Source organism: Pseudomonas sp. F007 (genome assembly GCF_057814275.1).
The window spans coordinates 127,023-150,662 of sequence record NZ_JBVATA010000006.1 but is presented as its reverse complement, the minus strand read 5'-3'; the positions used below and the strand labels follow the sequence as shown (position 1 = coordinate 150,662).

General features: G+C 60.7%; 27 protein-coding genes. 14 read left to right on the top strand and 13 right to left on the bottom strand.

Translation table 11 applies throughout. The features are described 5' to 3' along the window. Window positions 1-56: 56 nt before the first annotated feature. A complete protein-coding gene (locus ACZYR5_RS16115; protein ID WP_002554837.1) occupies window positions 57-266 on the bottom strand; it encodes a cold-shock protein in 210 nt (69 codons plus the stop codon). A 353-nt stretch (window positions 267-619) separates the two neighbouring features. Between ACZYR5_RS16115 and dcd the strand changes: the two genes are divergently transcribed. The 3 genes from dcd (at window position 620) to ACZYR5_RS16100 (ending at window position 2,056) form a co-directional block, all read left to right on the top strand. Next, window positions 620-1,186 carry a dCTP deaminase gene (dcd, locus tag ACZYR5_RS16110; RefSeq protein WP_007940589.1) on the top strand — a complete coding sequence of 189 codons (567 nt, stop codon included), beginning with the start codon at window positions 620-622 and terminating at the stop codon, window positions 1,184-1,186. Between the two features lie 107 nt (window positions 1,187-1,293). Then, on the top strand, window positions 1,294-1,503 hold the full coding sequence (locus tag ACZYR5_RS16105; RefSeq protein WP_489090104.1) for a hypothetical protein: 210 nt from the start codon (window positions 1,294-1,296) through the stop codon (window positions 1,501-1,503). Between the two features lie 52 nt (window positions 1,504-1,555). Continuing rightward, on the top strand, window positions 1,556-2,056 hold the full coding sequence (locus ACZYR5_RS16100; RefSeq protein WP_489090103.1) for a hypothetical protein: 501 nt from the start codon (window positions 1,556-1,558) through the stop codon (window positions 2,054-2,056). A 55-nt stretch (window positions 2,057-2,111) separates the two neighbouring features. On the opposite strand, the gene ACZYR5_RS16095 is transcribed toward ACZYR5_RS16100, so the two are convergent. The 6 genes from ACZYR5_RS16095 to ACZYR5_RS16070 form a co-directional block, all read right to left on the bottom strand. Then, on the bottom strand, window positions 2,112-2,876 hold the full coding sequence (locus ACZYR5_RS16095) for an ABC transporter ATP-binding protein (protein ID WP_489090102.1): 765 nt from the start codon (window positions 2,874-2,876) through the stop codon (window positions 2,112-2,114). A 13-nt stretch (window positions 2,877-2,889) separates the two neighbouring features. Next, window positions 2,890-4,008, bottom strand: coding sequence for a succinylglutamate desuccinylase/aspartoacylase family protein (locus tag ACZYR5_RS16090; protein WP_489090101.1), 1,119 nt, complete (start codon window positions 4,006-4,008; stop codon window positions 2,890-2,892). Window positions 4,009-4,035: 27 nt separating this feature from the next. Next, a complete protein-coding gene (locus ACZYR5_RS16085) occupies window positions 4,036-4,746 on the bottom strand; it encodes an ABC transporter permease (protein ID WP_489090100.1) in 711 nt (236 codons plus the stop codon). Further along, window positions 4,743-5,471 (bottom strand): ABC transporter permease, encoded by a 729-nt coding sequence (locus ACZYR5_RS16080; RefSeq protein WP_027621121.1) that lies wholly within the window; start codon window positions 5,469-5,471, stop codon window positions 4,743-4,745. Before ACZYR5_RS16080 ends, ACZYR5_RS16085 begins: the two co-directional genes overlap by 4 nt. 57 nt (window positions 5,472-5,528) lie before the next feature. Next, window positions 5,529-6,311, bottom strand: a complete 783-nt coding sequence (locus ACZYR5_RS16075) for a transporter substrate-binding domain-containing protein (RefSeq protein ID WP_489090099.1) — start codon at window positions 6,309-6,311, stop codon at window positions 5,529-5,531. Window positions 6,312-6,539: 228 nt separating this feature from the next. Then, window positions 6,540-8,990 carry a penicillin acylase family protein gene (locus ACZYR5_RS16070; RefSeq protein WP_489090098.1) on the bottom strand — a complete coding sequence of 817 codons (2,451 nt, stop codon included), beginning with the start codon at window positions 8,988-8,990 and terminating at the stop codon, window positions 6,540-6,542. 193 nt (window positions 8,991-9,183) lie between these two features. Here ACZYR5_RS16070 and ACZYR5_RS16065 point away from each other — a divergent pair, with 193 nt between their 5' ends. Continuing rightward, entirely contained in the window at window positions 9,184-9,732 is a 549-nt protein-coding gene (locus tag ACZYR5_RS16065; protein ID WP_489090388.1) for a cysteine hydrolase family protein, read from the top strand. 39 nt (window positions 9,733-9,771) lie between these two features. On the opposite strand, the gene ACZYR5_RS16060 is transcribed toward ACZYR5_RS16065, so the two are convergent. From ACZYR5_RS16060 to ACZYR5_RS16045, 4 genes are read right to left on the bottom strand one after another with little or no spacing between them, the layout of a single operon-like run. After that, complete coding sequence (locus ACZYR5_RS16060) at window positions 9,772-9,978, bottom strand: SEC-C metal-binding domain-containing protein (RefSeq protein ID WP_489090097.1); 207 nt, start codon at window positions 9,976-9,978, stop codon at window positions 9,772-9,774. A 5-nt stretch (window positions 9,979-9,983) separates the two neighbouring features. Next, window positions 9,984-10,469 carry an LEA/WHy family protein gene (locus tag ACZYR5_RS16055; protein ID WP_489090096.1) on the bottom strand — a complete coding sequence of 162 codons (486 nt, stop codon included), beginning with the start codon at window positions 10,467-10,469 and terminating at the stop codon, window positions 9,984-9,986. A 37-nt stretch (window positions 10,470-10,506) separates the two neighbouring features. Continuing rightward, window positions 10,507-10,980 (bottom strand): YchJ family protein, encoded by a 474-nt coding sequence (locus tag ACZYR5_RS16050; RefSeq protein WP_489090095.1) that lies wholly within the window; start codon window positions 10,978-10,980, stop codon window positions 10,507-10,509. 4 nt (window positions 10,981-10,984) lie between these two features. Continuing rightward, window positions 10,985-11,482 (bottom strand): DUF6231 family protein, encoded by a 498-nt coding sequence (locus tag ACZYR5_RS16045; RefSeq protein WP_489090094.1) that lies wholly within the window; start codon window positions 11,480-11,482, stop codon window positions 10,985-10,987. Window positions 11,483-11,672: 190 nt separating this feature from the next. Between ACZYR5_RS16045 and ACZYR5_RS16040 the strand changes: the two genes are divergently transcribed. From ACZYR5_RS16040 to ACZYR5_RS16025, 4 genes are all read left to right on the top strand, one after another. Then, complete coding sequence (locus tag ACZYR5_RS16040) at window positions 11,673-12,365, top strand: PA1041 family peptidoglycan-binding anchor lipoprotein (RefSeq protein WP_027621129.1); 693 nt, start codon at window positions 11,673-11,675, stop codon at window positions 12,363-12,365. An 88-nt stretch (window positions 12,366-12,453) separates the two neighbouring features. Then, complete coding sequence (locus ACZYR5_RS16035) at window positions 12,454-13,170, top strand: PA1041 family peptidoglycan-binding anchor lipoprotein (protein WP_489090093.1); 717 nt, start codon at window positions 12,454-12,456, stop codon at window positions 13,168-13,170. Between the two features lie 140 nt (window positions 13,171-13,310). Next, window positions 13,311-13,589, top strand: a complete 279-nt coding sequence (locus ACZYR5_RS16030) for a DUF1145 domain-containing protein (RefSeq protein WP_489090092.1) — start codon at window positions 13,311-13,313, stop codon at window positions 13,587-13,589. After that, on the top strand, window positions 13,582-14,340 hold the full coding sequence (locus tag ACZYR5_RS16025) for a collagen-like protein (RefSeq protein ID WP_489090091.1): 759 nt from the start codon (window positions 13,582-13,584) through the stop codon (window positions 14,338-14,340). The genes ACZYR5_RS16030 and ACZYR5_RS16025 overlap by 8 nt, the downstream gene beginning before the upstream one ends. Window positions 14,341-14,384: 44 nt before the next feature. Here ACZYR5_RS16025 and ACZYR5_RS16020 read toward each other — a convergent pair whose 3' ends face one another. Next, on the bottom strand, window positions 14,385-14,849 hold the full coding sequence (locus ACZYR5_RS16020) for a CopD family protein (RefSeq protein WP_489090090.1): 465 nt from the start codon (window positions 14,847-14,849) through the stop codon (window positions 14,385-14,387). 98 nt (window positions 14,850-14,947) lie between these two features. Between ACZYR5_RS16020 and dinG the strand changes: the two genes are divergently transcribed. From dinG to pdxH, 5 genes are all read left to right on the top strand, one after another. Continuing rightward, window positions 14,948-17,092 carry an ATP-dependent DNA helicase DinG gene (dinG, locus tag ACZYR5_RS16015; RefSeq protein ID WP_489090089.1) on the top strand — a complete coding sequence of 715 codons (2,145 nt, stop codon included), beginning with the start codon at window positions 14,948-14,950 and terminating at the stop codon, window positions 17,090-17,092. Between the two features lie 82 nt (window positions 17,093-17,174). Next, on the top strand, window positions 17,175-19,547 hold the full coding sequence (locus tag ACZYR5_RS16010) for a beta-agarase (RefSeq protein ID WP_489090088.1): 2,373 nt from the start codon (window positions 17,175-17,177) through the stop codon (window positions 19,545-19,547). Between the two features lie 116 nt (window positions 19,548-19,663). Then, window positions 19,664-20,809, top strand: a complete 1,146-nt coding sequence (locus ACZYR5_RS16005; protein WP_489090387.1) for a serine hydrolase domain-containing protein — start codon at window positions 19,664-19,666, stop codon at window positions 20,807-20,809. A 141-nt stretch (window positions 20,810-20,950) separates the two neighbouring features. Next, window positions 20,951-22,087: an OmpA family protein gene (locus ACZYR5_RS16000; RefSeq protein ID WP_489090087.1), complete on the top strand. Its 1,137-nt coding sequence runs from the start codon at window positions 20,951-20,953 to the stop codon at window positions 22,085-22,087. Between the two features lie 24 nt (window positions 22,088-22,111). Then, window positions 22,112-22,759, top strand: a complete 648-nt coding sequence (gene pdxH, locus ACZYR5_RS15995) for a pyridoxamine 5'-phosphate oxidase (RefSeq protein WP_489090086.1) — start codon at window positions 22,112-22,114, stop codon at window positions 22,757-22,759. A gap of 5 nt (window positions 22,760-22,764) precedes the next feature. Here pdxH and ACZYR5_RS15990 read toward each other — a convergent pair whose 3' ends face one another. Continuing rightward, window positions 22,765-23,001, bottom strand: coding sequence for a hypothetical protein (locus tag ACZYR5_RS15990; protein ID WP_489090085.1), 237 nt, complete (start codon window positions 22,999-23,001; stop codon window positions 22,765-22,767). Between the two features lie 168 nt (window positions 23,002-23,169). Between ACZYR5_RS15990 and ACZYR5_RS15985 the strand changes: the two genes are divergently transcribed. Further along, window positions 23,170-23,634 (top strand): outer membrane lipoprotein, encoded by a 465-nt coding sequence (locus ACZYR5_RS15985; protein ID WP_027621140.1) that lies wholly within the window; start codon window positions 23,170-23,172, stop codon window positions 23,632-23,634. Window positions 23,635-23,640: the final 6 nt, after the last annotated feature.

Genomic DNA, 23,640 nt, shown 5'->3' with positions numbered 1-23,640 from the left:
CAGGCACAAAAAAGCCCCACGTTTGACGGTGGGGCTTTTTACTAAATCAGGACAAGTTAGATAACTTGAACTTCTTCAGCTTGCATGCCTTTCTGACCGCGGGTAGCGATGAAAGAAACCTGTTGGCCTTCTTTCAGGCTTTTGAAGCCGTCGGATTGGATAGCTTTGAAGTGAACGAACAGGTCGTCACCGGATTGTGGAGTGATGAAGCCGAAGCCTTTTTCATCGTTGAACCACTTAACGGTACCGGTTTGGCGATTAGACATGGTGTAACTCCTTGAACAAAGATAACTGCGACTCAGGAAGAACCCTGGCCGAGACTGAGTGCAAAGAGCAGGAAAAATTCTTGTAGATGGTTGGATCGAAATTCAACATATCGTGTAGAGATTCTCAGTGACACAAGCAACACAGTGGCGCCACCTTAACCCTTTTTCCGGAACGTGCCAATGGTCTTTGCGAAGGTTTCTCGGTTTTCGTGACTGACGGTGAGTTGGGTGACGCACGGTAGTGGATATCGCCAGCAACAGTGATTTATCCGCCCCCGGTCTTTGAACCCGACGGCGCGCACCGGTAAGATGCCGGACAGAATTTTTCCACCTCGCTATTCAGGACACCCGCCATGAGCATCAAATCGGACAAGTGGATTCGCCGCATGGCGCAAGAGCACGGCATGATCGAGCCGTTCGTCGAGCGCCAGATGCGCGGCAGCGACGACAGCCGTGTGATCTCCTACGGCGTGTCGAGCTACGGCTACGATGTGCGCTGCACTAATCATTTCAAGGTGTTCACGAACATCAATTCGGCCATCGTCGACCCGAAAAACTTCGATGCTGGCAGCTTTGTCGACATCCATAGTGACGTGTGCATCATTCCACCAAACTCCTTCGCCCTGGCCAGCACCGTCGAATACTTCCGCATTCCGCGCAACGTATTGACCATTTGCCTGGGTAAAAGCACCTATGCGCGCTGCGGCATCATCGTCAACGTCACACCGCTTGAGCCAGAGTGGGAAGGTCACGTGACCCTGGAGTTCTCCAATACCACCAATCTGCCAGCGAAAATCTACGCGAACGAAGGCGTGGCTCAGATGTTGTTCCTTGAGTCTGACGAAGAGTGTGAAGTGTCCTACAAGGACCGCGGCGGCAAGTACCAGGGCCAGCGTGGCGTGACCCTGCCGCGTACCTGAGTCAGCCGTCTGACGAAACGTGGGAATTCCTGGGCCGGCGTAGACTCTATGGAGTGTACTGCTGCGATTCGCGCAAGGCGGATCGAGCCCACGCCCAGGAGTGCCCAATGAAAATCGATCCGCGAATAACTGCCGAACTGGCGAGGCTTGAGCCCAATCAGGTAGGGGTGCTGGCCTGGTCATTGCTGGCTCATCCTTCGGTCTTGCAGGCGGGCGGAATCCCCGGCCAGCCCGACCCCGACAGTCCCAACGAACAACCCGCCGAGCCAGGTGAGCCGACATTGCCGGACGAGCCACCTCCTGCCCCTGTTGCCTGATTCTGGTCATCGATGCAGGGTCGGTGAACCAAGCTCATCATTGGAAATAACTGTGTCCATCGTCGAAACCTTTTTCTGGCCGGTCCGTGATTTGATCGCGCCGTTGCTCGCCCCGCCTGCTGTTGTGGCTGGGACGGGCGGTTATTTCCGGCAGTCTATGAAAAGGGATTTTGCGATGAGCTCAAATCGACCAGGTCATTTCAGCGCAGATATCGGCACCGCCGAGGGGCGCCAGGCGTTTCGCCTGAAAGCAGGGTTGGATTACTTCGATCGAGGGGGCGTTCACTGTATTGAAGCGGTGAACGATCAGGGGGAGGGCTTCTACGTCTATCTGCCGTCCGGCATCGAGTCCGGCGTTTATCAACTGGAGATTGGCCTGCCGTCGATTATCCATGTGACGGACTGCACCGAGGCCGAACTGTATCCGGAGGGCACGCTGACCCTCGCGGTCGAGGAGGAGGGCCAGTTCACCGGGATTTTCAGCGGCACCGATGCCAATGGCATCACTGTGCGCAACGGCAGCTTCCGGCTGGCATTTGGCGCGCTGAGCTGATCGCTGAATAACTGCGGTGGCAGGGTCGCCTGCTCCCGCAGTACAAACACAGCAATTATTTCAGGTTGCCACTGAGAAACTGCTTCAATCGTTCGCTTTTCGGATTACCCAACACCTCTTCAGGCGCCCCTTCCTCCTCCACCAGCCCCTGGTGCAGGAACAACACCTGGTTTGAAACTTTCCGGGCGAAGCTCATTTCATGGGTGACCATGATCATCGTCCGACCTTCCTCCGCCAGCCCCTGGATGACCTTGAGCACTTCACCCACCAACTCCGGGTCGAGGGCTGAGGTCGGTTCGTCGAACAGCATCACTTCCGGCTCCATCGCCAGCGCGCGGGCAATTGCCACGCGCTGTTGCTGGCCGCCGGAAAGAAATGCCGGGTATTGATCGGCCACGCGCGCCGCCAGGCCGACTTTATCCAGGTAGCGGCGAGCGCGGTCTTCGGCGTCTTTTTTGCTTACCCCCAGCACCCGACGCGGGGCCATGCTGATATTTTCCAGCACGGTCATGTGGCTCCACAGATTGAAGTGCTGGAAGACCATGGCCAGGCGAGTGCGGATGCGCTGCAGTTCGGCTTCGTCGGCCACGCGCAGGCCGGAGTGGTCCTTGATCATGCGGATGGCCTGGCCATCCAGGCTCATGGCGCCGTCATTGGGCTGCTCGAGAAAGTTGATGCAGCGCAAAAAAGTACTTTTGCCCGAACCACTGGCACCGATCAGGCTGATCACGTCACCAGTCTTCGCCTTGAGCGAAACACCCTTCAGCACTTCATGGCTGCCGTAGTACTTGTGCAGTCCTTCAATGGTCAGTTTGTACATGGAGCGTGCATCCTCAAGGCGAAAGTAGGTAGCCGGTGCGATAGGCCTCAAGGCCGGCGACATGGGCGATTACCATTCCGGCGGTGGCCATGCGCCTGAGCGAGCGTGCATACAGCAGGCCGGCGCTGGCGCAATGCACTTTGGTCACCTTGTCGCTGATCGGGTCGATGATTTCGGCGATCAGTTGTCCAGCTTGCAGGTATTCTCCCGGCTGCGCGCTGTATACCAGCAAGCCTCCGACCGGGGTGGCGACCGGTTCAACTGCCGCAAGTGGCGTGGCCGGGTAGGGCAGTTCCGGCGGCGGTGCGGCCTGGCCTTCGATTGCACCAAAGCCGATCAGGTAATCGATCAATGCCTGGCAGTCATGGCTTGCCAAGTCGTGGTTGACATCGCCCTGGCCGCGCAGCTCGACGGTCACCGAGAAGCTGCCCAGCGGGATATTGAAGTGCTCGCCGAAACGTTCCTGCAACTGCCACCAGACCAGGGTGAAACACTCATCGAACGACTGACCGCCGGAATCCGTGGCCAGCAAGCTGGCTTCGGAGCCGATATAGCGGGCCAATGGCTCTACCTGCGGCCATGCTTCGGGGGTGGTGTACAGGTGGGTCACGGCTTCGAAATCGCAATGCAGGTCGAGCACCACATCGGCGTCGCAGGCCAGGCGTTGCAGGGTCAGGCGCTGGGACTGCAGTTGGGTGCTGGCCGTATGCCGTGCCAGCGCCTGGCGCAGGCTGCGTCGAATCAGCGCCAGATTGTGCTGTGGGTCGTCGTTCAGTTGCCCCTCGATTTCGTTACCGACCTCTTCGCTCAAGTCGACAAACCAGCGGTTGAAATTCTGCCCGCTTTCCAGCTCATAGCGGCCCAAAGGCACGTCCATCAGCACTTGTTCCAGGCCGACAGGGTTGGCCACGGGTACCAGCACGATTTCACTGCGCAAGCGCCCCGCAACTTCAAGCTCGGCCAGGCGCTGCTTGAGGTGCCAGGCCACCAGCATGCCCGGCAGTTCGTCGGCATGCAGGGAGGACTGGATGTAGATCTTGCCGCTGGCCTGGGTCGGACCGAAGTGAAAGCTGTGGATCTGCCGGGCGGTACCCGGCAGCGGGGCAAGCAGGTCATGAATCTGGTGGCGCATGTGCGTAGGTGTCCTGAAACCGGGTAGTTAGTGAGTCGGACCGAGGAACGCCAGCCAGCGACGTTCGGCCAGGCGGAACAGGCCGACCAGGGCGAAGGTCACGGTCAGGTAGATCAATGCGGCTATGCCGAACGACTGGAAGGTCAGGAACGTCGCCGAGTTGGCATCGCGCGCTACCTTGAGAATGTCCGGGATGGTCGCGGTGAAGGCCACGGTGGTCGAGTGCAGCATCAGGATCACTTCGTTGCTGTAGTACGGCAATGAGCGGCGTAGGGCCGAAGGCATGATCACGTAGGCATACAGCTTCCAGCCGGTCAGACCATAGGCCTTGGCCGCTTCGACTTCGCCGTGGTTCATGCTGCGAATCGCCCCGGCAAAGATCTCCGTGGTGTAGGCGCAGGTGTTCAGGGCAAAGGCGAGGATGGTGCAGTTCATCGCGTCACGGAAGAACGCATCGAGTACCGGCTGTGCGCGGATGGCGGCCAGGCTGTAGATCCCGGTGTAGCAGATCAGCAACTGGATATACAGCGGCGTGCCGCGGAACAGGTAGGTGTAGAACTGCACCGGCAGACGCACATAGAACTTCGACGAGACTCGGGCGATCGACAGCGGGATCGAAGCCAGAAAGCCGATGAAAATCGAGGCGCTGAGCAGCCACATGGTCATGGCCAGGCCGGTCATGTGGTAGCCGTCGCTGTACAGGAACGGTCGCCAGTACTCCTGCAGAAGTTCGATCATCGTACGGCCTCCCGGGCACCTGCGGCATAGCGGCGTTCAAGCCGGCGCAGGACAAAGTTCGATGCGCTGGTGATGAGCAGGTAGATCAGCGCTGCCAGCACCAGGAAATAAAACAGTTGATAGGTGCTCTTGCCGGCATCCTGGGCCGCCTTGACCAGGTCGGCCAGGCCGATGATCGACACCAGCGCGGTGGCCTTGAGCATCACCATCCAGTTGTTGCCGATACCGGGCAGGGCGAAACGCATCATCTGCGGGAACACCACGAAGCGAAAGCGCTGGCCGCGTTTGAGGCCATAGGCGGTAGCGGCTTCGACTTGCCCGCGAGGGACGGCAAGGATCGCCCCGCGAAAGGTTTCGGTGAAATAGGCGCCGTAGATAAAGCCCAGGGTGATGACCCCGGCGCTGAATGGGTTGATCTCGATGTATTCCCATTCCATGAAATCGGTAAAAGACGTCAGCCAGGTTTGCAGGCTGTAGAAAATCAGCAGCATCAGCACCAGGTCGGGGACGCCGCGTATCAGCGTGGTGTAGCACTGGGCTGGAACGCGCAGCAGCCTGGAGGCCGAGAGCTTGGCGCTGGCGCCCAACAGGCCGAGCAGCACCGCCACCAGCAACGACAACACCGATAACTTGATGGTCATCCAGGTGCCTTGCAGCAACAGCGGACCAAAGCCCTTCAGGCTGAACGCCGAGAGCCCCAGGGTTTGCAAGAGTTGTTCGAACATTAATCAATGACCTGATAACGGAAAAAAAGCGCCCATCACAGGGATGGGCGCCGGGTGTTATTTACCGCTGTACAGATTCAGATCACCGAAGTGTTTCTTTTGAATGGTGGCGTAGGTGCCATCATCGTGTAACGCTTTGATACCTTTATCCAGAAGGGCTTTCAGCTCTTTGTTACCTTTCGAGATACCGATAGCTGTTTTGGCTGGCAGCAACTCGCTGTCCACTGGCTTGCTGACTTCGTAATCGGCGCCCTGTGGCGACTTCAAAAAGCCCAGTTCGGCTTGCAGCATGTCCTGGATCGAAGCATCGAGACGCCCGGAAATAAGGTCGGCGTAGACCTGATCCTGGTTGGCGTAGGCCTGGGTTTTCACCCCGGCCTTGTCCAGCACGGCCTTGGCGTAGGCTTCCTGGATGGTGCCCTGCTCGTAGCCGACGGTCTTGCCTTTGAGCGACGCAGTATCTTCAGACAGGCCCGAGCCTTTCTTGAAGACGAAGGACGTTGGGCCTGAGAACAGTTCGTTGGAGAAGTCGATGACCTTCTCGCGGGCCGGGGTGACGGTCATGGAGGAGATCACGCCGTCGAATTTATTGGCCTTGAGGCCCGGGATCATGCCGTCGAAATCGCTCTCGACCCATTTGCACTTGACCTTCAGCTCGGCGCAGATCGCATTGCCCAGATCGATGTCGAAACCCACCAGGCTGCCATCGGCGGCCTTGGACTCAAAGGGTGCATAGGAAGGATCAACACCAAAACGCAGTTCTTTGTACTCTTTGGCCAGCGCGGAGCCCGCAGCCATGCACAATGCCAGTGCGGAAAGGGTCAGCAATGCTTTTTTCATTATTCAATCCCTAAGAACCAATATGAGCGCTTGTGGCGCAGATTTATTGTTACTGGAAAGCGTAAGACCTTATGAAAGTAGCAATTTCCGAACCAGAGTCCCGAACAAGCGTTTTAAAAGATGATTCCTTGTGTGTCCACATCGAATTCGTGCCCTGAATCGGGCACGAGCTTTTAGCTGCACCAAACCGGCGCAAGTCTGATCCCAGGCATCCTTGCCAACGCTGCCTTACTTGCCAGGCACCAGGGTCAAGCGCGTCTTGCCGTACACCTTGTCGAAGTTCTGCGGTTGCATCGGCAGGCTCTGGTATTGAGCTTTCAGCCATGGATCGATGTTGATCAGGTAGTTCGGGCTCGCCGGGTTGCCGGATTGGCCGGTGCCGTTCTGGCCCAGCAGCGGTTCGGCCTGGGCGAAATCGACGATCAGGCGCATGCCGGGCACTCGCGTGACGTTGAAGTCCTGACCCCAGGCGTAAGCCGCAGCGTTCAATGTGCTCTGGTCACCGCCGGCCGCTGTGGCGGCACGTACCGTGTTTCCACGCGCATCTTTCCACTCGTAACGGTGCAGTTTTCCCCATTGCCAGGCCCGGCGATCGCCGCCCATCTGGCTTTCACCGGCGGAAATGGCCGCGGCCAGGCTGCGGGCAAGAATGGTCGGTTTGTCTTCTTTGGCCGGGGTGCGCACGTCGTCCCAGAATGGGCTGTCTTCGCGACCGAGCAGGTGGTCGGCCTGGGCCGAGTAGGACAACGTGCCGTTGGCGCCAAAGGCTTTCCACGCCGGGCTGGACTGCGGCCCCAGTTCGTCGAGGAAAATCTGCTTCATGCTTTCTTGCAGGAACAGTTGGTAGATCGCCGCGTCCGTTGAAGTCGGGCTGAGTTTGCCGTCAAACGCCATCAGGCGGCTGAAGGCCTCACGTGCTTTGGCTGCATCGGCAACGGGCAGGGCATTGATGGCCTGTTTCAAAGGCTGGGACATACCCGGCGCCTCGAACACTTTCTTCAGCTTGGCGGCAAACACGGTGGTCTGGTCGTATTGCATGGCAATCATGCTTCGGCTGTCCTGCTTGCCGGCACCGGCCAGTTCGGCGATGCGCTCGCCACGCTCCGGTGCGGCCCAGGAGTTGGACAACTGCATGCCGTAGCCGTGGGGGATCACCCGCTGGTTGGCCGTGCCGAGCCAGCCTTGGGCCGGATCCTGGTCATAGGGGTGGAGCATCGGGTCGGCGTAGCCATCCCAATCATATCGGCCTTCCCAGCCCGGCGATGGCAGCAGACCTTCGCCTTCGCGGCGGTTCGGGAAGCGCCCGGTGACTTGCCAGCCAATATTGCTGGCATCGGCAAACAGCATGTTCAGCGAGATGGCGCGGATTTCACGACTGGCGTCAGAGGCTTTTTCGACGCTCTGCGCACGGGACAGATCGAAGAACGCGTCCAGGCTCTTGTCGTCCTTGAAATCCGGCAGTTGCAGGGCCAGGCCAAAACCGTTGCCGGGCGTTGCCACCTGGGCGCTGTTGAGCAGCGCGCCGTGGCGGGTTTCATAGATGACTTCGCGAATCGGCCGCTGGCCTTTGATGAAGTAGGTTTCGTTGCGCACCATCGCGGGTTGCCATTTACCGGCGGCTTCATAGCTCAGGCTGTTGCCCTGGCGCTTGAGCTTTTCCAGGAACAGGTCCTGGTTGTCGCCCATGACCGCCGCCATGCTCCACGCCACCTTGCCATTGAAGCCGGACATCACCATCGGCAAGCCGGCAATCGTGGCCCCGGCAACCTGGTATTTCGGCGCGCGGATCTGTACGAAATTCCATAATGACGGCACGCCGATCGGCGATTGGCTGTCGCTGGCCAGCAGGCTCTTGCCGCTGCGGCTGCGTTGCGGGGCAATGGCCCAGTTGTTCGAGGCAGTGCCACCGAGCATGTTCAGGCCGGCCAGTTGTTCATTGGCGCTGGCCAGCTCAGCCAGGCCAGGAATGCTGCCGTTGAGTTTGACCCCTTGCAGTTTTTCCGCTTCCGCCATCGGCAGCTTTTCGTCCGGGTAGGACGGCGACAGCCACGCCAACTTGTCGTTGGTCACGCTCTGCGCCATGACCAACGCAGAGATTTCCTGAGGCAGGTTGGCCGACTGGCTGAAGTTCAACAGGCAGAAAATCAGCGCCGAGTCTTCGGCCTTCCAGTACTCCGGCTTGTAGCCAGTGGCGGCCAGGTCGGCCGGCAATTTGTCGCGATAACGGAACAGATAGGCGTTGACCCCGCGCGCATAGACTTCGAAGAAGCGCTTGAGCCGCGGCGATGAAGCCTTGTACAACTCATCGGCACTTTTCTTCAGGTTGACCGCACGCATGTAGCGGTCGGCATCGAGCATTTGCGGCCCGGACATTTCCGCCAGGCGGCCCTGGGCCAGCAGGCGCAGGGTGACCATCTGATTGATGCGATCGCTGGCGTGAACATAGCCGAGTGTGAACAGTGCGTCATGGAAGGTGCTGCTTTCGATCAGCGGCATGCCCATGGCATTGCGGCGCACCGAAACGTTCTGCGCCAAGCCCTTGAGTGGCTGTACGCCGGAGACCGGCGGCACCGTGTCCTGGGCATTCCAGGTCTGGCAGCCGCTGAGGCTGAGCACACTGGCCACTGCTGCGGCAACGCCGAACCGGGGAAGAAAAGGTGTAAGGGCTGGCGAGGCCATGGCAAAGCTCCGAGGCGGGGTACTGAATAAAGGCGCTACGTTAGTCAGCGGCCGAGGGGCGTGCAAGCGGGTGGTTGGCTTATTTAGAGGTTTGTCCGATAAATCGCGAAATTTGAGACCGCTGGTGAGCTTGCTTCGGGCAAATGAAGGTGCTCAAGTAGGAAATTCCCCCACTGTACGAGAAAAATCTGCCATGGAATTGCAGGCAAACAGCGCCTTGATCCTGATCGACCAGCAACAGGGCATTCATCACCCCAAGCTGGGGCCACGTAACAATCCGCAAGCCGAAGAGCGCATCGCCGAACTGCTGGAGCATTGGCGTGCGACGGGCCGTCCGGTCATTCATGTGCAGCATTTGTCGCGTTCACCTGACTCAGTGTTCTGGCCGGAGCAGTCAGGCGTCGAGTTCCAATTGCGCTTCAGGCCTTTGACAGGAGAGTGGGTGGTGCAAAAGCAGGTGCCGGACGCGTTCTGCGGGACTGGCCTGGAAGCAGGATTGCGCGAGCGGGAAATTACCGCGTTGGTGATTGTCGGCGTGGCGACGAATAATTCGGTGGAGTCCACCGCACGCACGGCGGGCAATCTGGGATTTGCGACCTGGGTGGTCGAGGATGCCTGCTACACCTTCGACAAGGCGGATTTTTTTGGCAATCCACGTTCAGCCGAGGAGGTTCACGCCATGTCGCTGGCCAACTTGCATGGCGAGTACGCGACGGTCGTGGCGGCATGTGAATTGATGTAGGAACGCCGTCTGACGTTCCTGCAAAGAGCCGTCAGCGCATCAGGCGCCGTGGCACTTCTTGAACTTCTTGCCGTTGCCGCATGGGCATGGGTCGTTGCGGCCGACATCTTTCAGCGCGTTGCGAACCGGCTCCTGATGGGCGTGGCCACAGTTCGGGCCGTGTACATGGCCGTGGTCGTGAGCATGGTCGTGATGGTCATGGTCGTGATTGCAGTCTGGGCCATGAACGTGAGGTTGCTGGGTCATCGAGGTTACTCCGGAATAAAATCGCCGGGAATTATCTCGCCATAATGGGACAGGTGCACGTCTTTGCCGAAGAATAATCCGGTTTCCAGGGTGCCTTCCAGACGATAGGGGATGGGTTGGTCGGGTTTCTTCAGCAACTTGACCATCTCGCGCAGGTGTTGCCAGAGGTTGGTGCGGATCGGCACCTGAAAGTAACTGCTGCTTTTCGGGTCGACACTGAACCATTGCTCGGTCTCGCCTTCGGCCAGCAGGAACTGGCTCAAGTGAATCCGATACTCCATGCCGCGGATGGTCAGGCTGTCGTCGTTGGGGTTGTCGACGCGAAAGTACAGCATGAACTTCTGATCCAGCAGTTTGGCTCGTACCACTTCGACCTTGAGCAGGTGGACTTGCGGATCGAGTTCGTCATCGCTGAACCAGGAGGCGCAGCCACTGAGACCCAGGACCATGAGCAGGCTGATCGTGCGCAGGACGTGGCGCTGGCTGAACATGGTCTGACTCCTTCATACGCTGCAATGCTTCAACCAATCAGGCGAAATACCCCGCACAGCACTTCTTGAATTTGTGTCCGCTGTTGCAGGGGCAGGCGTCATTGCGCCCGGTCTTGAGTGGCACGGTGGGGTCGATGAAATACCAGTGCCCTGCGTTCTGCACGAACGAGGAACGCTCGCGGTGACTGTGCTCGCCGCTGCTGTCGTGCCAGCGCGCGGTGAAGGTGACGAAGGCATGTTCCGGTTGCCCGCCGAGCACTTCCGAGCTTTCCACTTCCAGGCCCAGCCAGGTGCTTTGCGCGCTCCAGTCGCTGATCGACTGACGATCCAGGCCGGACTGCTGGGCGGGCAGGGTGGTCGCCACCAGGTAGTCGATCAGGCCCAGCACGTAGGCGCTGTAGCGTGAACGCATCAGCGCTTCGGCACAGGGCGCGGGGTGCCCGGCGTGATAATGCCCGCAGCAGGCATCGAGCGGCGTGCCGCTGCCGCAAGGGCAGATGGATTTACTCATTGGGTTACCACCAGTATTTTCCGAAATTCTGCGGATTGGCCCAGAAACGTGAGTTGAGCCAGTCAGGGACTTGTTTGTATTCAAGCAGATCATAGGTGAACAGGGTCAAGACCTGCTGATCGCGCTGGAAGCGTTCGCTGGCCTGCAGGGCCAGGGAGAAGAAGTCGGTGTCCTGCCAGAGGCACGCATCCAGGTCAGCCAGCACGGCGATGCGACTGGCATTGAGGTTGCGAATTCCGCCCAGCAGGTTGAGGCCATCGCGCTTGGGCAGGTGCTCCAGGCAGTCAAGTGCCAGCGCCAGGTCGAAACGCTGCGCGGCCAGTTCCGCGGGCAACGGGCCGGGAGCTGCCTGGGCCACGACGCTGTCGGGATGGGCCAGCTTGAACGCGGCCAGCGCCGGGAAGTCATCGGCGCCGATCAGCAGCAGCCGTTTGGGCGCATAACGATCAAGCAAGGCGGCCAGCGCCTGCTGTGGAGTACGCGAAGAAATTGCGGCGGTCATCAAGGATCCTCAATCAGAACTGCAAAGACTAGCCTGCCCGAAGGCCGGGGCCTAGAGGCTCTTTGTACTGGATGTTGCGCGCGGCCGTATTTGCTTGACAGCGCGAGGGTGGCCTATTGCTGGCGGATATTAAAACTGGGGTCTTTACTGCTTGAATCGGTCGTATGCCGATCCCTCAGGAGAAAACTCGATGAGCATAGTTCGGACAGCATTACCCTTGGTTCTGCTAACCAGTGTCTTGACTGGTTGCGCAGGTTTGCAGAAAACCGACTGGCCGACCTGTGCGGCGGTGGGCGGCGTGGTCGGGGCCGGTCTCGGCGCGACGAAAAGCTCGGCGTGGGCCGGCGGTGGCGCGCTGTTCGTAGGCGGTTTGGCTGCCGCCTATTGCTGGGTGCATGGCGATGGTGACGAAGACGGTGATGGCGTTCCGGACAGCCGCGACAAGTGCCCGGGCACACCGAAAGGCGTACAGGTGGATGCCAACGGTTGCCCTCCGGCCCCCGAACCGGTGGTTGAAGAGGTCGTCGTAGTCAAGGAAGAAACCATTGTCATCCGCGATGTGCACTTCCAGTTCGACTCGGCCAAGCTGACCGCTGCCGACAAAACCAAACTGGAGACCATTGCGACCCGTCTGAAACAGGAAGCACCTTCGGCGCGACTGAGCGTGACCGGGCATACCGACAGCGTCGGCAGCGATGCCTACAACCAGAAACTCTCGGACAAGCGCGCGCACTCGGTGGTCGAGTACCTGATCGAAGAAGGTGTACCACGTGCCAGCTTCGTTTCGGTACAGGGTGCCGGTGAAAGCCAGCCAGTGGCCGACAACAAAACCGCTGACGGCCGTGCAATGAACCGTCGTACTGAAATCAAAATCAACCGCTAGCTCCTTGCATCCGTGGCTTGATCAGTCACGGATGCGGGTCTTTACTCCTGTGTGACCGGTGTCGGCCGGTGACACAGGAGCAATCATCATGAGCGTTCGTGCACGGACCGTAATACCGGTACTTCTGTTCGCCAGCCTGGTCTCAGGTTGCGCCACCCACAGCGACGGCACTGCCCCCCTCAATCAACGTAACTGGCCGATCTGCAGCGTCATTGGCGGACTCGTGGGCGGAGGCCTGGGCGCTATCGAGAGCGGAGGTTGGGCTGCAGGTGGCGCGGCGCTCGGTCTGTTGACCGGCGGCTTGATCTGCTACGCACAGGATGGTGACGAGGATGGCGATGGCGTCTTCGATCGCCGCGATCACTGTCCCGATACTCCGGCCAATACACCGGTGGACAACCGCGGCTGCCCGATTCCCCAGTACCCGCCCAGCGCCAAACCGGTCGAGCCGAGCAGTGAAGTGATTACCCTCAGCGACCAGGGCGATGTGTTGTTCGCCTTCGATTCGGCGGAGTTGACGCCGGCCGCCCATGAACAACTGATGGCGTTGATGGACAAGCTGAAAAGCGCCGACGTCCTGAGCATCAAGGTGGTGGGTCACACCGATAGCCAAGGAAGCGATGCCTATAACCAGGGGCTTTCCGAGCGACGCGCCAGCAGTGTAGCGGCGTTCCTGCTCAACCAGGGACTGGCCCCGGACAAACTCACCAGCCAGGGCATGGGCGAAAGCCAGCCGGTGGCGGATAACGCCAGTGAAGAGGGGCGGGCGAAAAACCGTCGGGTCGAACTGGTGATCGGACGCTGATCTGCCATTGCCGGATGGGCGATCATCGTCGATCCGGCGGCGAAACTGCGCCAGGCGGAGGAATTTTCACTGACCTCTGGCGCAGCCCTCGTGGAAGTCGTTACTGTGCGCGCAAAGAATAATGATCCACGGGGGCGCGTATGAAAGTGTTTTGGGGGCTGGGCAAGTGTGTGGGCCTGGTGTTCTGGCTGGTGGTTGTGGTCAATCTGCTACAGCCATTCACCCATCCGATCAATCTGTTGGTCAATCTGGTTGCCAGCGTGTTGCTGTTGGTCCATTTACTGGAAGTGCTGCTGTTCAACCGCACGCTGAAGACTCGAGCGCATCCGTGGCGCGATCGCCTGCAAGTGCTGCTGTTCGGCATTTTTCATATCAAAAGCATCGCCAGCACTGCGACTACGGAGGCCAACCATGCGTAAGCTCTGCTTGCTTGCTGCACTGATCAGCCCGATGGCGATGGCGCAGGTCCTGACTGTCGAAAGCCACTCCCTGATGCGCCTGCCCAACACCGCCAGCACTTTGCAGCTGGAACGGCTGGACGTGGCGGACAATGGCACCTTGCTGATTCCCTCCAACGTCACCCAACTGAATGTGACCGAGTTGCATCTTGGGCGCGACGCGCGCATCGCCATCGTTCCCGGCGAGCAAAGCCTGCAGATCAGCGTCAGCCACGCGCTGCTGTCCAGCGGCAGCCAGATCACCTCCCGTGGGGCGCCGGGCACTTATCTCAAGGCGGCACGGCCGGGACGCAACCTGAATCTGCGCATCACCTCGTTGAACGCGCCTGAGCTGTCGGTGGATGCGCGTGGCGGTGATGGCGCGCCGGGCTTTGTCGGCCTCGACGGCGGCAATGGCCAGGAGTCGGGCTGCACCTGGGGCGCGGCCGGCCGCGGTGCCGATGGCGACAACGGTGGCGATGGCCGTGCCGGGGCGCCGGGAGCGCTGGTGCGCCTGGAGCTGCCACGCGACTTTGCCGAGCAGAACATCAAGGTGCTGGTGGATGGCGGTGCCGGTGGCCTGCCCGGTGCCGGAGGCAAAGCCGGGGCGGGCGGCAAATCCAAAGGTTGCCTGGTGTATCGCGCCGATGGCGGCAAGAGCGGTCGCCCGGGCGATGCCGGTCAGCCCGGGCCTGTCGGCGCTCCCGGATCGGTTACGGTCCAGCGCTTGTAAACAATTCACCCGCCTCGCGCACAGGGCGCGAGGTGGGTGACGTATCAAAACATCGGACGTGCCGAGGCAATGGCCACCAGCAGTAAGCCGATCAGCAGATTGATCCCCACCAGCCGGCGAATCCCACCCAGGGTTGCGGCGCCTGTCGGCCAGTCCTCAGCCAGCACCGCCTTGCGCAATTGCGGCAGTTGCAGCGCCTGAATCCGGATAAACAGCGCGGCCATCACCAGATACAAACCCATCATGATCTGCACGTAGCGCGGTGCGGTTTCAAAACCATTGAAGCGCATATGGATCATGCCGACGCCGCCGATCGGCAGAATGATCACGGCGACCCAGACCCAGGCAAAAAAACGCGGAAACACTTCAGCCCACAGTTTCAGGCGTGCCGGACCTTCCAGCGCTTTGCCTGCGGCGGGGCGCAGGACCATCCAGGCGAAAAACATACCGCCGACCCAGACCAGGGCTGCCAGCACGTGGATGCTATAAATGAAGGCGAAAAGTGTCATTGGGGTACTCCGTCCTGCGCGGGATTGATTAGCGGGGTATGATAGCCGCCGATCCGAACCACTGAAAATTTATCCAGCGTTTTTGCGCCCGACAATCCATGATCAGCACTGAACTCAAAACCACGATCCAGGGCGCCTATTCGCGTTTTCTCGAAGCCAAGAGCCTCAAGCCGCGCTACGGCCAACGCCTGATGATCGCCGAAATTGCCAAAGTCCTGGGTGACATCGACACCGATGACGAAGGTCGGCGCAGTGGCGACCCGGCGATTGTTGCCGTGGAAGCCGGCACCGGTACCGGCAAGACCGTGGCCTACAGCCTGGCGGCAATTCCGACTGCCAAGGCCGCCGGCAAACGCCTGGTGATCGCCACTGCCACCGTCGCCCTGCAGGAACAGATCGTCTACAAGGACCTGCCGGACCTGATGCGCAATAGCGGGCTGAACTTCAGCTTCGCCCTGGCCAAGGGCCGTGGTCGCTACCTGTGCCTGTCCAAGCTCGATATGTTGCTGCAGGAAGGGCACGCCCAGACCGCGACCGCGCAGCTGTTCGAGGAAGAAGGCTTCAAGATCGAGGTCGACGAGGCCAGTCAGAAGCTGTTCACGAGCATGATCGAAAAGCTCGCCGGCAATAAGTGGGATGGCGATCGCGACAGTTGGTCCACGGCACTGGAGGATGTCGATTGGGCACGCCTGACCACCGATCACAGCCAGTGCACCAACCGCCATTGCCCGAACTTCGGCCAGTGCGCCTTCTACAAGGCGCGTGAAGGTATGGGCAAGGTTGATGTGATCGTCACCAACCACGACATGGTCCTCGCCGACCTCGCACTGGGCGGCGGCGCTGTGCTGCCTGATCCGCGCGACACCATTTATGTGTTCGACGAAGGTCACCACTTGCCCGACAAGGCCATCGGCCATTTCGCCCACTACACGCGCCTGCGCTCCACCGCCGACTGGCTGGAAAGCACCGCCAAGAACCTCACCAAGTTGCTCGCGCAGCATCCGCTGCCGGGCGACCTGGGCAAGCTGATCGAGCAAGTGCCGGAGCTGGCACGCGAGATCAAGACCCAGCAACAGTTCATGTTCAGCGCATGCGAGCAGGTCGCCGATTTCAAGCCCGGTGAAGACGTCGAGGGCCGTGAACGGCCACGCCATCGCTTCATTGGCGGGGTGATTCCCGAGCACATGCGGGAAATGGGCATCGAGCTGAAGAAAGGCTTCGCCCGCCTCACCGACCTGTTCACCCGTCTGACCGAGTTGCTCAAGGAAGGCATGGATGGCGAGGTCAATATCGGCATCGCCAGCAATCAGGCGGAAGAATGGTATCCGCTGTTCGGCAGCCTTTTGGCACGCTCCCAGGGCAATTGGGAACTGTGGACGGCGTTCACGGTTGAAGACCCGGAAGACAACCCGCCCATGGCGCGCTGGCTGACCCTGGCTGAAAGTGGCTCGCTGTTTGACATTGAGGTCAATGCCAGCCCGATCCTCGCGGCAGAAATGCTCCGTCGCAATCTGTGGAACGTGGCGCATGGCTGCCTGGTGACCTCGGCGACCTTGACCGCCCTGGGCACCTTCGAGCGTTTCCGCATGCGCGCCGGCCTGCCGAAAAAAGCCGTGACCGCCGTGGTGCCAAGCCCGTTCCATCATGCCGATGCCGGTGTGTTGCGGGTGCCGAACCTCAATGCCGATCCCCGTGATGCAGCGGCCCATACTGCGGCAATCATTCGCGACTTGCCGGAGTTGGTCGAAGGCTCGCGCGGCACCCTGGTGCTGTTCTCCTCGCGCAAGCAGATGCAGGACGTGTTCGACGGCCTGGACCGCGATTGGCGCAAGCAAGTGTTCATCCAGGGCAACCTGTCGAAACAGGAAACCCTGAACAAGCACAAGGCGCGGGTCGACGGTGGCGATTCCAGCGTGCTGTTCGGGCTGGCCAGCTTTGCCGAAGGGGTCGACTTGCCGGGCGCTTATTGCGAACACGTGGTGATCGCCAAGATTCCGTTCTCGGTGCCGGATGACCCGGTCGAGGCGGCACTGGCGGAATGGATCGAGGCTCGGGGTGGCAATCCGTTCATGGAAATCTCGGTGCCGGACGCCTCGCTCAAGCTGGTGCAGGCCTGCGGACGTCTGCTGCGCACTGAAGAAGACCGCGGCACCATCACCCTGCTGGACCGACGTCTGGTCACCCAGCGCTATGGCAAAGCGATCCTCAACGCACTGCCGCCGTTTCGCCGCGAAATTTCTTGAGGCAAGGTGGGCGAAAACGCCCACTGCGTTGTCTATCCCCTATCTCCGATCTCACATTCGCCTTAGGGAGAACCTGGTTCCCATGATTCGCCGTTCTTTACCCGCCGTATTTGCCCTGATGTTCGCCGCGCCATTGCTGGCCGCGCCGACCGGGCAGCAGACGCTGTTCAACTTTGTCCGCCCGGCCGATGTGGTCCAGGTGGCGACACAGGATGCCAGCTTGCCGCAGTCCAACGCGGAACAGACGGCCGAGGGTGAAGTGTTGCGGCGGGTGACCTTCAATCCAACAGCCCGGCCGACCTTGCGCCTGACCCCGCAGACCGGGGCCTGGGATTGGTCGCAGTCCGGGGTCATGACCCTGCGCCTGCAGAGTGCGATGAACTGGGCGTTGACCCTCTATGTGACGATCCAGAGTAATGACGGCAAGACCCTCGTCAGCCGGGTCGACTTGCCAGCGGGACCTGCGCAGACCTTGATGGTGCCGCTGGTCCCGAGTACGCCCTTGAGCCAGGGCATGAAGGCCGGGCCGCCGATGCCGATGACGGTTGAGGGGCAGCGCATTCTGCTGACCAGTAGCGAGGGTGAGCTGGACCGCAGCCAGGTGGTGTCGGTCTCGCTGTCGATGGACCAGCCCAAAGTGGCGCAAAGCATCCTGATCGAGCGCTTTGGCGTGCAGGAGGGCGAGTCGCTGGTCAAGGCGGTCTACGGCTCGCTGGTGGATGCCTATGGGCAGTCCACCCGAGCCAGGTGGCCGGAAAAAATTGCCAACGACGAGCAACTCAAGACGGCCGCCGGCAAGGAGCAACAACAACTGAAAACCTGGCTCGCCGAGCGTCAGCGCAGCGACCTCGACAAATTCGGTGGCTGGAACCGGGGGCCGGCGTTCAAGGCCAGTGGTTTCTTTCGTACCGAGAAGCGCGATGGCCGCTGGTACCTGGTGACGCCTGAGGGGCATCCGTTCTACTCGCTCGGGGTCAACGCGGTGACCGCCGATGCCAGCCAGACTTATGTGGCCGGTCGCGAGGGCGTGTTCGAGGCATTGCCAGGTGAAGGCGAGCCATTGGCCAGTCATTACGGTGAAGGCGATAACCGTGGCGGTAACGGGGTTGATCGCGGACGCAATTTCAGCAGCGGACGCTGGTATGACTTTTATGGCGCCAACCTGCAGCGTACCTACGCTCAGCCGTGCGCCGTGCCGGCTGACCAGCCTGGCGTCGATGCAACCCATGCGACCTGCGCGCCTTATGGCTTTGACGAAAAACGCTGGGCCGGGCATACCCTCGATCGCCTGCAAGCCTGGGGCTTCAACACCCTCGGAAACTGGAGCGCTCCGGCCCTGGGCCAGAGCGATCGCGTGGCCTACACCTTGCCGCTGTCGATTGTCGGCGACTACACCAGCATCAGCACCGGCAACGACTGGTGGGGCGGCATGCCCGATCCGTTCGATCCGCGCTTTGCCATGGCCACCGAGCGTGCCGTGGCCATTGCTGCCCGCGATCATCGTGACGATCCCTGGCTGATCGGTTATTACGCCGACAATGAGTTGGCCTGGGCCGGTCCTGGCGACGATCCCAAGGCTCGCTACGCGCTGGCGTATGGCACCTTGAAAATGACCACCGACGTCCCGGCCAAGCGCGCCTTCCTCAAGCAGTTGCGCGACAAGTACCGTAACCAGGCCGGCCTGTCCAAGGCCTGGGGTATCGACCTGCCGGCCTGGGAGCTGATGGAAGACCCAGGCTTCGTGCCGCCGCTGCCGGATCCGCAGCACCCGGAAATCGAGGCCGACTTCAAATATTTCCAGAAGGTCTTTGCCGACACCTACTTCAAGACCATCTCTGACTCGTTGAAATGGCACGCACCCAATCACCTGTTGCTCGGTGGCCGGTTTGCCGTGAGCACGCCCGAGGCGGTGGCGTCCTGTGCCCAGTACTGCGATGTCCTGAGTTTCAACCTGTACACGCTCAAGCCGCAGGACGGCTACGACTTCGCTCAACTCCAGGCACTGGACAAGCCGGTGCTGATCAGCGAATTCAACTTCGGCTCTCGCGATCGCGGCCCGTTCTGGGGCGGAGTGACCGAATTGGCCAGGGAGGAGGACCGCGCCCCGGCCTACGCCAATTTCCTCAAGCAAGCCGCCAGCGAGCCGTCGATTGTCGGCGTGCACTGGTTCCAGTACCTGGATCAGCCGGTCACCGGGCGTCTGTTGGATGGTGAAAACGGTCATTTCGGCCTGGTGGGTATCACCGATATCCCGTTCCAGGGCTTCGTCGACGGGGTGCGCAAGGCCAACCTGCAGACCATCGATCAGCTTGGCAAGGCCGCAGAAACGGCCAGGGCCGAAGTCGAAAAAGCAGCCAGTGCCCGACCGGCCAACGAGGGCGAGAAAGGCCGTCCTGACGGCCAGGGCCCTGGGCAAAGCGGCCATCCCGGTGGACATTCGGCAAACGGCCATTAATCAGGCAAGTTTGTGGTTTTTCACGACAACCGCCCAGCCTGTGCGGGTTCCCAAAAGCCGTGGAGGCTGGAACAATGCGGGCCATTGAAGCGAGACGTTTTTCCGGGGAGTGGCGGGTGCAGATTCAGGGTCATTACGAACTTAAATTCGAAGCGGTGCGCGAGGCTTTCGCGGCGCTGTTCGACAACTCCCAGGAACGCGGTGCAGCGTTGTGCATCCAGGTTGGTGGCGAAACAGTCATCGACTTGTGGGCCGGTACGGCGGACAAGGACGGGCAGCAGGCATGGCACAGCGACACCATCGCCAATCTGTTTTCCTGCACCAAAACCTTCACTGCGGTGACCGCCTTGCAGCTGGTCGCCGAAGGCAAGCTGCAACTTGACGCCCCGGTGGCCCGCTACTGGCCCGAATTTGCGGCCGCGGGCAAGGAGTCGGTAACCTTGCGCCAGTTGCTCTGCCACCAGGCGGGTTTACCGGCCTTACGCGGTTTGTTGCCCGCTGAGGCACTCTACGACTGGCAGACCATGGTCGACGCACTGGCCGCCGAAGCGCCTTGGTGGACGCCGGGCGAAGGCCATGGTTATGCGGCCATCACCTATGGTTGGTTGATTGGCGAACTGCTGCGTCGAGCTGATGGCCGAGGGCCGGGCGAATCGATCGTGGCGCGGGTAGCCCGGCCATTGGGCCTGGACTTCCATGTCGGCCTGGCGGATGAAGAATTCCACCGTGTTGCGCATATCGCGCGCGGTAAAGGCAGCCTCGGCGATGCGGCGGCCCAGCGCTTGCTCCAGGTGACCATGCGCGAGCCGGAGGCCATGAGCACGCGGGCCTTCACCAATCCGCCGTCGATCCTGACCAGCACCAACAAGCCGGAGTGGCGACGGATGCAGCAGCCAGCAGCCAATGGCCATGGCAATGCCCGCAGCCTGGCCGGTTTTTACAGCGGCCTGCTCGATGGCAGCCTGCTGGAAAGTGAAATGCTCGAGGAGCTCACCCGTGAGCACAGCCTGGGCGAAGACAAGACTTTGCTGACCCGGACCCGTTTTGGCCTGGGGTGCATGCTGGATCAACCGGATGTGGCAAACGCCACGTTCGGCCTCGGTGCTCGTGCCTTTGGTCACCCAGGCGCCGGAGGATCGGTCGGATTTGCCGATCCCGAGTACGATGTGGCCTTTGGTTTTGTCACCAATACCCTGGGGCCTTACATATTGATGGACCCGCGTGCGCAGAAGCTGGTGCGAGTTCTCGCCGATTGCCTGTAAAAAGGTTGCTGTATCGCATTTTTTTGATAAAAGATGCCTGAAGGTCGTGGAACGGAACCCCACGGCCTTTGATGTTTCAGAGCGTGTGTTCAGACGGGTCATCAAGACCCACAGCTTTTTATCTCATTTTGTGGATATCTCATGTCACCGAACAAATTTTTAACCCTGGCACTGTGCCTCACCATCAGTGGTTGCGCACAAACTCCACAAAATGATGCCGACGGTGGCCATTGGTGGCCATTCGGTTCTGGTTCCGACAAGGTTGCGGACAAGGGCGCCAGCAAGGCTGACGTCAAAGTGGACGCCAAGGCTGCTCCTGCTCCTGCAGACAGGGCTGCCGCCTCCCCGGCACCTGTCGCGAAGGCCAAGGAAACTGGCAGCAGCTGGTGGCCGTTCTCGTCCGACGAGACCCCGGCCAAACCTGCGGTCGCCGACACCAAGGCCGTAACGCCAGTGGCGCCCATCGCCGCGACCAGCGCGGCTGCAGCTGCCGCCAAGGCCGACTCCGAAAGCAAATGGTGGTGGCCGTTCAGCGACCAGCCGAAAGCCGTGACCAAGGCCGACATCAAGGATGTACCGATGCCGGACCCGAAAATCACTCAAGCCTGGCTCGACGACTACGAGCCACGCCTGCGCAGCGCCGTTCAAGACAAGCGTATGCAGGTTGAGCGTCGCGAAAACGTGCTGGTGGTGATTGTCCCGGTAGATGAATCCTTCAACCCGAAACGTCCAGCCATGTTGCTGCCTTCGACCCTGGGTCCGTTCACCCGGATTGCCAAGCTGGTAGAGGGCGATACCAAGACTTCGGTACTGGTACTGGGCCATGGTGACTCCACAGGCTCCGCGCCGGCGACCCAGGCCATGAGCAAGGAGCGTGCTACCTCCGTTGCCTCGATCTTCAGCCTCGGTGGCTTGAAACGCGATCGCCTGATGCTGCGTGGCATGGGTGACCTGATGCCGCGTGCGGCCAATGACAGTGCCCAGGGCCGTGCCTTGAACCGTCGTGTGGAAATCATGCTGACCCAGCGCACCACCATGCTGGCCCTGTTGAGCAAGTACAGCTCGCCAACCCCGCCAGTCGCGGAAATGGTCGCGGTACAGGACGTCAAGCCCGCCGCAGCAACCCTGGCCGAGAAAAAGGCTACGCCGGCGAAAAAATCCACAACGGCGAAAAAGGCGGCTCCGGCCAAGAAAGCCGCACCGGCCAAAAAGCAGCCCGCCAAGACCGCAACCCCGGCAAAAAATCCGGCACCGGCCAAGGCTACAGCTGCCAACTGATTGCTCCAGCACAAGGAAAACGCCATGACCCAGGCTCTGGCTGATATGCGCCGCGATTACACCCGCGATGGCTTGACCGAAGCCCAGGCTCCGGATGAGCCGTTCGCGCTGTTTCACCGCTGGTTTGCCGAGGCGGTGAAAACCGAGCAGCCTCCGGTTGAAGCCAATGCCATGACCGTGGCCACGGTGGATGCAGAGGGTCGCCCGCATTGCCGGATCCTGTTGCTCAAGGGGCTGGATGAGCAGGGTTTTACCTTCTTCAGCAATTATGAAAGCGCCAAAGGCCAGCAATTGGCCGTCAATCCCTTCGCCGCCATGACGTTCTTCTGGCCGACGCTGGAGCGTCAGGTGCGGATCGAGGGACGGGTGGTCAAGGTCAGTGCGCAGGAGTCCGATGCCTATTACCAGGTGCGCCCGTTGGGCAGCCGCCTGGGGGCTTGGGCCTCGCCACAGAGCCGGGTGATTGCCGATCGTGCCGAGCTCGAGGGCCTGCTCAAGGCCACCGAGCAGCGCTTCAGCGACAGCCAGCCGCATTGCCCGGAGCATTGGGGTGGCTATCGCCTGCTGCCCGAGCGCATCGAGTTCTGGCAGGGCCGCGCCAGTCGACTGCACGATCGCCTGAACTATCGGTTGGAAGGTGATCGCTGGAGCCGTGAACGTCTGGCTCCCTGAGCAGTCTACCGGGCAGGGTAGGTGGCTGCGGCCGCCTCCAGCCACTGTTGCAGGTCGCGACGCTTGATTTTCTGCTGCCTGGCGCGTTCCAGTTGTTGCAGCATGAAAGCCTTTTTCTGTTCGTCGTCACCGGCCATGGCCAGCGCCAGGTCACGATCCATCCAGCGCTTGATGCGTACGTACAACCACCAGTGGAAGTACAGGCCGGCAGCGGTGGTGACGACAATGATGAAGTAATCCATGGAAATCCTTGAAACGGTGGCGCAGCTTCTGGAGTTTGCCGCTACTGTGTGATGAGTCCTTGGCAGGCGCTGTACTGCGCCTGAATGAAAGCAAGTTTACCCGGGCGGCGCCGTGACAGGCGTCAAGCTGCGGGGTTTAATGAATACCTGTCCTTTGGAGTTGATGCTATGCGTAAGTCTGTTCTGCTGGTTGCTTCCTTTTCCACGATGGCGATGTTGCTCACGGGTTGCCAGTCCAGCCTGACCGGCGACTCCTACTCCCGTGACGAGGCGCGTCGCGTGCAGACCGTCCGCATGGGCACCATCGAATCCCTGCGTCCGGTGAAGATCGAAGGTACCAAGACCCCAATCGGCGGCCTGGCCGGTGCAGCAGTTGGCGGCGTGGGTGGCAGCGCCATCGGTGGCGGTAAAGGCAGCATCGTTGCTGCGGTCATCGGTGCGGTTGCTGGCGGCCTGATTGGTTCGGCCACTGAAGAAGGCCTGACCCGTACCCAGGGCGTGGAAATCACCGTGCGTGAAGACGACGGCAGCATGCGTGCCTACGTGCAGCAGGTTCAGGAGAACGAAGTGTTCCGCGTCGGCGAGCGCGTGCGTATCTCCACCGTTGATGGCACCAGCCGCGTTTCTCACTAAGCGCAG